The sequence below is a fragment of the Microcoleus sp. MON2_D5 genome (assembly GCF_036701905.1).
GTDB lineage: Bacteria > Cyanobacteriota > Cyanobacteriia > Cyanobacteriales > Microcoleaceae > Microcoleus.
Map to the genome: position 1 here is coordinate 70,757 of NZ_JAUBRM010000027.1, position 7,794 is coordinate 78,550.

Consider the following 7,794-nt stretch of genomic DNA (forward strand, 5'->3'; position numbering starts at 1 on the left):
TTACGGCGCGAATATATCCCGAATCCGTGGCCTCTTTTTGCTAAAATTTATACACCTCCATGTGGCAGATAACAGTTAAGATTAATTGAAAGACTGGAAGGTTTAATGTATTTGTAAATAACCTGCCTGCGTTCGAGTTCGTCGAGAATGTCTGTGCGGTTGAGGACTATTTCTACCGATCCAATTAACGGTCGCTAATGCAACTTTTTGGGATTTTGGCAGCACCGCGTCCCGGAAATCCTCAGCCACAACGACGTAGGTTTGAGAATTTTAGCGGCGGGTGGTTGGTCTTTCTCGGACACGAACCGATCGATAGCCGATCGACAATCTGTGTACAATTGCGCGATCGGGCGATATCCCGGTATTACCGCAGTGAAATCTACTACATCTACTGTTGCGTCCATATCGGCTGACCTCAACTCCGACATTAGCTTGACAAAACTTAGTGTATCTATCTTAGGGCATAAACCGCATAATTTTTGATCGCCCGATCGAAAATTCCAATTGTCTGTTAATGAACAACATTTTATACTTTGGCGATCGCGATTAAAGCTTTTTACTTACGTATAAGTTTCTCCTGTTAATCTCAAATGCAATTCAATGAACGCGAAATACCGTATAAACACCGCAGTTTCCTGTCTGGAAAAATACAATGGGTAATTAATTGAATTTAATATAGCTCGATCGCCCAAATTTCCGCGAAGCGGCTCAACAAGTTAATACCTTAAAAAGTCCAAATACAATCTATAGAAATTATAAAGAATCCGTCGTGAAAGCAGTGGCACTCTAGTCCCCCCTAGAAAAGGACAGAATCGTTGCATTGTGGTGAAACTCCCCCTCCACTCTACTTCCGGTCTAATAGCCCTCCCAGGGGTTAAAACCAAATCAAATAGTAATAGGCAGTAGTCTTCACATGACTTTACGTAGATTCCGACAGAGGTTAAAACCCCTGTCGGAATCTAGCTTCCCGAGAAGGAAACAGCGTTATTTGAAATTAGTCGATCGCGTCTGCCGCTGTTTCTGCCACTCGTTGAGTTATGTCAATATCTCGATTCACTTTCTAGCAAATATTCTCCGAGGCATCTTCAGCGTTCTATCTGGCATCTCGCGCTGCATCATTGATATTTTCTTGGCCGCCGCTGGTACCATATCTCAGCGACTCAGTACCCTCTGCTGCTCTTTCTTTGGCTCCCGCAGTGGCTTCTTTAACAATATCTTTTGCTCCCTTCAAGCCTTCGCGAGTGTTTTCTTTAAGATTAGCAAAGCCTTGTTTGGTTTTGTCGCCAAAGTTATCAGCTTTGCTCTGGGCGGTGCTAGCATCTTCCTTCACCTTGTTCCCAATTTGACCCAGTTTGTCAGGCGCGTCGTCCGCTACCCGCCGCACGTTTTCGCCTACATTGCTGCTAGATTTGGTGTCAATGCGGTGCTGCGCTTGCTCTTTGAGAAGCTGAGCTTTTGCTTCTTCTGTTGTTACCTTTTTGTTTCTGGGATCGACATCGCTGTAGTCGTTCATGCCGCCTTTGAATTCGGAAGTTACAGCCCCTGAAGGCACTTCTTCTCTAATTTGGTCGGCAGTTTTTCCTATCCTCGCATCACCTTGTCCTGCGATTACATCAGTTTTTCCTGCCGTCACATCAGGGCGGCTGCAGGCCGTACTCACTAATACTAAAATGCCAGCCAGAAACACTGTTAAAATTTGTACAGCTCGAATTTTTTTCACAAATGCAGTTAGTCTGTTCATAAAAATGCTCCTTTCTATTGTGAGAGGCTCAAATGCCTGGTGGTTCTGTAGAGGGTTAGCATTACAAAATTAGGCACTTAAACACTTTTTTAGTTTACGAAGAGAAACAGGAGCTTTTCATCTATCTCAAGTTAGATTTCTCAAGTTATAGTACAAGGAAGAAGGAAGAACGAATGGACAATCCTCAATCTTCTACCAATTATTAAAAATCTCAGCACCCCGCGCCCGACACGGCAATGTCCTTTCCCTATAGGGCTGTTTGGTTCTCCGTGCCGGCAGTATATATTGAAATGTTTTGCATTTTCGGCTCAAAAAAAACCTTCTAGTCAGGAACTAGAAGGAAGGTGGTGTATGATCTCAAGTACAACAAGGTCTTTAATCGCAATTGTGGCGACACATCGCGATCGCACACATCTGTCTAATGGCTGAAAGTATATGCACACTTACTAAGCATTTTGAATCGCTGTTTTTAAACTCTTGCAGAATTCGCCTATCGCCTCTAAACCCTGTTCTGGAGTGCCTTCAGCCAAGCGTTTCACAAAAGCACTGCCAACAATCGCAGCATCTGCACCCCATTCTTTCACTTGGCGAGCGTGTTCGGGTTTCGATATACCAAACCCGACACCGATGGGTTTGTCGGTGACGGTGCGGAGTTCTTGCAGCAACTCTTTTGCTCTCGTTTCTAAGCCTTCGCGTACTCCCGTAACCCCCGTCACACTGACTAAGTAAATAAATCCTTGAGACTGACGAGCGATCGCTTCTATGCGACTTTTGGGACTTGTGGGAGCCACTAATAATGTTAGTTCAATCCCTAATTTGTTGGCAGGTTGGATGAGACTGTCGGCTTCTTCTAAGGGCAAGTCTGGTACAACCAATCCCTGAACTCCAGCACTTTTGATTTGCTGCAAGAAGGTTTCTATACCTCGGTACAAAATCGGGTTGTAGTATGTGAAGAGAATGATGGGCGATCGCAAATTCGGACTAACTTTCGCTACCATTTCCAGCACCGAATCTAACCGCGTCCCCCGCTGTAGCGCCCTTGTAGCAGCGGCTTGAATCACCGGCCCGTCAGCTAGCGGGTCAGAATAGGGAACGCCAAGCTCGATCGCGTCTGCACCGTTATCATCCAAAATTTGCAGTGCTTTAGCCGTTGTCTCCAAGTCTGGGTCACCAGCAGTAATAAAAGGAATCAATGCACATTCGTGGTTCTTGCGTAACGTTTCAAAACAATTAGAAATAGTCATTAGTTATTAGTCATCAGTCATTGGTTATCAGTCATCATACATAGGATTTCCCCTCGATCCATCGCAATCAAATTTGTTTGTAGTGAGGAATTCCTTCCTCATAAAACTCCCTCGGACTGAAGTCCTCACTACAAACCTATTGCGCTTATTTTAGGGAACGTGATCTCAGTCATCAATCATTAGTTAGCAGTCAATCTTACTATTCATGAGTTGTTATTCCCCAGTCATTAGTTCAGAGTTTATTGGTAATAACTAATCACTAATAGCTCACTAATAACTAATAACTGAGAACTAAGGACTATTGACTAATTATCTTTTTCCTGCTCAATTTCGGCTTGAAGTTTGGCTAATTCTTCAGGAGTGAGTTCATCGAGCTGCTTCTGCAAGACAGCTTCTTTGTAGTCTTGCAATTGCTGGCTGTAGGTCATATTTTGAGTCAGTGCTCGAAATAAATAAGTCACCAGCCAGCCAATCAAGCCGGCGACCAAAAATAACTGGCTCCAAATCCCTGCATTCATGCTGTCAAGTCCGGCGAATTGCAGTAGCAAGTAGACCAACCCACCTGCTACAAAAAAGCCGATACTGATTCCAATTACGTCAATACGTCGCATTTAGGCTTCTATCTGCCGCCGTTTGGGCCGAAAATTCAAAAAGGGAGCTAGGAGAAACATACCCGGGAAGAAGAAGAACATCAAGAAGTACATGAAGCCGCGCTCAAAAGAGGTAGCGATGTACCAGCGGCTGTTCAGGTAAGCGTAGGTGGCTGCGGGTACTACCAGGAGGTAGGCTCCGGCCAAGACGGCGTAAAGCAGTAAGGTAATATACATAGATTTGCTTTAGGGGAATAATAACACGGGTAAGTCAGTTGACACGCTCCGTTAGCTGGTTAACTATTGTACCGCTTGGGGAGATCCAGCGCGACTTTTGGAAATTTTTTGATTAGGGGTTGCGTAAATTGGGGTTTTGGCTGTAGAATAAAAGGCTGTTGCTGTTAATGGCTCGAAACCACAACAGCTTGACAAAAAGGGGGCGTGGCGGAATGGTAGACGCTACGGACTTAAAATCCGTTGACCCGAAACGGTCGTGTGGGTTCAAGTCCCTCCGCCCCCATCCATTTCAATCATTGGTGATATCAATTCTGGTTGCACCGGAATGATTGTTGACTGTTGACTGTTGATATCGTTTCCGGTTGCACGAGCGACATGATATAGAGGACATGGCTGTGCCGTGTCCTCGGTATCATTCCGGTGCAACCGAAAACAATATGATTCAACGGTTTCAGATTTATTGTCACCAATCGTGGTGTTTTTCGCTCAATTTTCGCGCTAATGGTTTTCTAGTATTTCTCAAACCGCCTCTATATCTGCCAAGTTCGCCCCGGACTTTTTACGTCGGGCCTTCAATTGGTTGAGCAAGTCGGCTGGTTTTGGAAATGGGGCGAGGGTGGGAACCGATTTTTTATTTTCATCCCGATCGCCCCGCGTGATATTACGCAGCAACTGGCAAAGTAATCACAAATTCCGTGCCCTGTCCTATTTGAGAATTTACCTCAATTTTGCCTTGATGCTTGGCAAGGATTTGATAGGAAATAGCCAATCCTAATCCAGTACCTTTGCCGATCGACTTTGTAGTAAAAAATGGGTCAAATATCTGTTGGGCACAGGCTGCTGCAATTCCGGGCCCGTTATCCCGAATCTTGACGGTGACAGTATTGTCGGCTGTAATTTCCGTGCTAACCCAAATCGTTGGCGAATAGCCTTTGTCTTCCTTTTTCACCTCCTCCAGCGCATCTATTGCATTACTAATAATATTCATAAATACTTGATTCAGTTGCGCGGGATAGCACTCAAGCGCAGGCAACTTACCGTATTGTTTAATAACTTGAATACCTTGTTTGAGCCGGTGATTGAGAATTACGAGGGTGCTATCTATTCCTTCGTGAATGTCGGTCGATCTCATTTTTCCGTCGTCCGATCGCGAAAAATTCCGCATGGATACGACAATTTCGCGAATGCGATCGGCTCCCATTTTCATCGAAGAGAGGGTTTTTGGCAAATCTTCTCTGAGAAATTCGAGTTCAATGTCTTCGATGCGCTCTAGAATGGCATCTGGTGGGTTGGGATAATATTCTTGATAGAGAGTTACCAAACCTGCCAAATCTTCGATGTATTGGTTGGCATAGTCAATGTTGCCGCCGATGAAGTTGACGGGATTGTTGATTTCGTGGGCTATCCCTGCAACCATTTGACCGAGAGATGACATTTTTTCGGTCTGAATTAATTGGGATTGAGTTTGTTTGAGTTCTTGTGTATACTCGCTAACTCGCTGAATCAATTGATTGAAAGAGATCGCTAAAACTCCGATTTCGTCGTCTGTTGTGACTGGTACTTGCAGGTTAAAATTCGATTCGCGAGCGACTTGCTGAGCGACATTAGTAACGGTTTCGAGGGGTTGGGCGATCGCGCGGCTGGTTTTGTCCGCCAGCGCGACGGCGATAAGTGCTGAAATTAGCATACTCCCGAGAAGAATTCGGTTTCGCAAATTTTCAGCTTGTTCTAATGCTTTGATTCCGTGCTGTTTGTGAGTTTCTACTGTAGAAATTAGCTCGGTTAAACTCTGAGCAAGGTTATCTAGTACGATCGCCTCTTGACCGCTGCTAGTCCTCAACATTTGTAGCTGTGCGGACTCGATGCTGTTGGGAGGCAAATTCCAAACTTCCGCTTCTTTTAACTGCAATTTAATTAGCTGACCGTAGTAATCAATGACAAGGGCAGATTTCTTCAAGAGAGCCTGCAATGCTGCCTGTTCTGTTGCTAGTGTATTGGGATTTTCTCGTGCGAAAGATTCAATTTCTGAAATCAGGATTTTCGCCTGATTGATTTGCCCGAAAAACCGATCTTGTTCGTATTTCAGCCACACCGTGTTTCCCAAAACGACTGGCAATCTCGCCGCGTGCGATCGGGCTTCAAATACGGTATTTTGCAAATTTTGCAGCATTTGCTGCTGCTGTTGGGCAACATTCACCTCAACTAAAGCTTGCTTGCGAAAGTAGTCTCCCAATTTCATTCCCGCACCAGTCCCCAAAATCGCTATGCCGATAGCTAAAGCATAGCCATAGCTAATTTTTTGGCTGATCCGCAAATGGTTGCCTCCTCCCTTTAGCCCAGTTAAATTAATACATGAATGCTGTAACAACTTTTTTTGAGCAGAGGTTTCTTGCTCTACTTTGCTATTTTGGCACTGAGGATGGGTAAATAATAACATTGGAAGTTGCTCCCAAACAAATTAGGAGTAATTGAGCGAAGAACAGCAGAATGCACTTATGCTGAAGGCGGAAAGCAGTTTTGAGTGTTTAATTTTGAATTGGGAAATCTTTAACTCAAAACTTAAATCTTCCCCTAGTATCTCTGTTTTTATACTAGAGTGTTTGTGATCTCTATCAACAATTTATGTGATTATACCCAAATTTACAAAATTTATGGTAACAACGATTAGTATTTTTAGTCAGTTGGGACACAAGGCCCAACTACCGGTTCTCCCCGTTTGTCTTTTTCTGCCAGTTCTAGGTTTAATTCCAGCACTTTGGCTAAAATATCGTCGCTGTCAGTAAATCCGTAAGCTTGCATTACTTCGCGATCGAGCTTAGCAGGAAGTTTATAAAGTTGACTTGTTGGTTATTCAAAATAAATATTGTAAAGTTGAGTAATTCCCCACTGCTTGGCGGACATTTGTTGAGTGCGGTACAGTGAAGTAGTAAGCTCGAAGCGCGATCGCCTTTCTCATTCCTAAACGTTTTCCATTTTAATACTGTAGCAGCTTCAATATGACTTAAATTATCCAGTTTATGATGATGTTAACTTGACAAATAAATAAGTACAAAATACTTACTTTGCTCGCCAGAAACTTAAGTCCCTGTCTAATAGCAAAAGTAAGTTGAAACCGACTGAAATACTAATTTTCCCGTCCTATGCAAGAGGACTTCAGCTTTGAGGCAGGGGTTCAAACCCCTGCTTGAGTGTCGGACTGGATCAGTGACCGATCATCCAAGGTCGTCCCCCTCGGTGTTCGCGATTCCGCTGCGGTTTAGGTTCCTCAGAACGCTTAACTACCTGCGGTTCCCGATTTTCTTGACCTTTCAACCGCAGCTTTCCAGTTAGAATCATCGGCGGCGAAAAGATGCGTTTAGCAACAGTTTCGCAACTCGGGCAAAGCACCGGTGTATCTGCTTCTGCAAGAGGGCGCCACTTATCAAAAGTGCCGCAAGTTTCACACTTAAAATCGTAAAGAGGCATATCAATTTTTGATGGTAAATTTGGATGCAATGACTAGGCGGCGGACAGCACCCGCCCTACTAATTGAGGACTTACGCAAGAAAGCAATTTTTAGACTATTTGTGGAGGTAAGGTGCGCTTCGGCGCACCCTACAAAAGCTAATCTGTGCGTAAATCCTGTAATTAAGATGGCAGAATATCCATCTCGAAAATTTCTGTCGGTAAAGCAATCGTGCAGCAAGCATTGGGAATATCCACAATGCCGCTGATGCGACCCTCAACCGGAGCACAACTTAAGAGCAAATACGCTTGTTCTCCGGTAAAACCAAACTTTTTCAAATATTCGATCGCATTCAAACAAGCTCGGCGATAAGCAACGTGGGCATCCAGATAATACTGCTGACCCGTAAATTCATCAACAGAAATCCCTTCAAAAACGAGGTACTCAGAATAGCGGGGTTGGGTGCATCTCACTTTTGCAAATATATGAAAAAAGCGCCAAAATGAAAAAGCTAGTAAAACTGTGAAAAAAGATGAG

At 44.1% G+C, this 7,794-nt stretch carries 9 protein-coding genes and 1 tRNA gene; 1 reads left to right on the forward strand and 9 read right to left on the reverse strand.

All coding sequences use genetic code 11. The annotated features are described in order from the left end of the window. Nucleotides 1-194 precede the first annotated feature (194 nt). The 5 genes from QUA47_RS12150 to ndhL form a co-directional block, all read right to left on the reverse strand. A complete protein-coding gene (locus QUA47_RS12150; RefSeq protein WP_333430926.1) occupies nt 195-404 on the reverse strand; it encodes a hypothetical protein in 210 nt (69 codons plus the stop codon). 689 nt (nt 405-1,093) lie between these two features. Next, nucleotides 1,094-1,741, reverse strand: a complete 648-nt coding sequence (locus QUA47_RS12155; protein ID WP_333430927.1) for a DUF6658 family protein — start codon at nt 1,739-1,741, stop codon at nt 1,094-1,096. A 446-nt stretch (nt 1,742-2,187) separates the two neighbouring features. Continuing rightward, complete coding sequence (gene trpA / locus QUA47_RS12160; protein WP_333217911.1) at nt 2,188-2,985, reverse strand: tryptophan synthase subunit alpha; 798 nt, start codon at nt 2,983-2,985, stop codon at nt 2,188-2,190. Between the two features lie 305 nt (nt 2,986-3,290). Beyond that, a complete protein-coding gene (locus QUA47_RS12165) occupies nt 3,291-3,596 on the reverse strand; it encodes a DUF3007 family protein (protein WP_006635827.1) in 306 nt (101 codons plus the stop codon). Next, nucleotides 3,597-3,812 carry an NAD(P)H-quinone oxidoreductase subunit L gene (gene ndhL, locus QUA47_RS12170; protein WP_006635828.1) on the reverse strand — a complete coding sequence of 72 codons (216 nt, stop codon included), beginning with the start codon at nt 3,810-3,812 and terminating at the stop codon, nt 3,597-3,599. 198 nt (nt 3,813-4,010) lie between these two features. Between ndhL and QUA47_RS12175 the strand changes: the two genes are divergently transcribed. Beyond that, a tRNA-Leu gene (locus tag QUA47_RS12175) sits at nt 4,011-4,095 on the forward strand. A gap of 378 nt (nt 4,096-4,473) precedes the next feature. Here QUA47_RS12175 and QUA47_RS12180 read toward each other — a convergent pair. From QUA47_RS12180 to QUA47_RS12195, 4 genes are all read right to left on the reverse strand, one after another. Beyond that, on the reverse strand, nt 4,474-6,249 hold the full coding sequence (locus QUA47_RS12180) for an ATP-binding protein (RefSeq protein ID WP_333430928.1): 1,776 nt from the start codon (nt 6,247-6,249) through the stop codon (nt 4,474-4,476). Between the two features lie 236 nt (nt 6,250-6,485). Further along, the gene (locus tag QUA47_RS12185; protein ID WP_333430929.1) at nt 6,486-6,611 is read right to left on the reverse strand and encodes a hypothetical protein; all 126 of its coding nucleotides are present in this window, start codon (nt 6,609-6,611) and stop codon (nt 6,486-6,488) included. Nucleotides 6,612-7,013: 402 nt separating this feature from the next. Beyond that, a complete protein-coding gene (locus tag QUA47_RS12190; protein ID WP_006635315.1) occupies nt 7,014-7,277 on the reverse strand; it encodes an FmdB family zinc ribbon protein in 264 nt (87 codons plus the stop codon). A gap of 162 nt (nt 7,278-7,439) precedes the next feature. Then, on the reverse strand, nt 7,440-7,794 hold a 355-nt coding region (locus tag QUA47_RS12195), incomplete at its 5' end, for an acetamidase/formamidase family protein (RefSeq protein ID WP_333430930.1).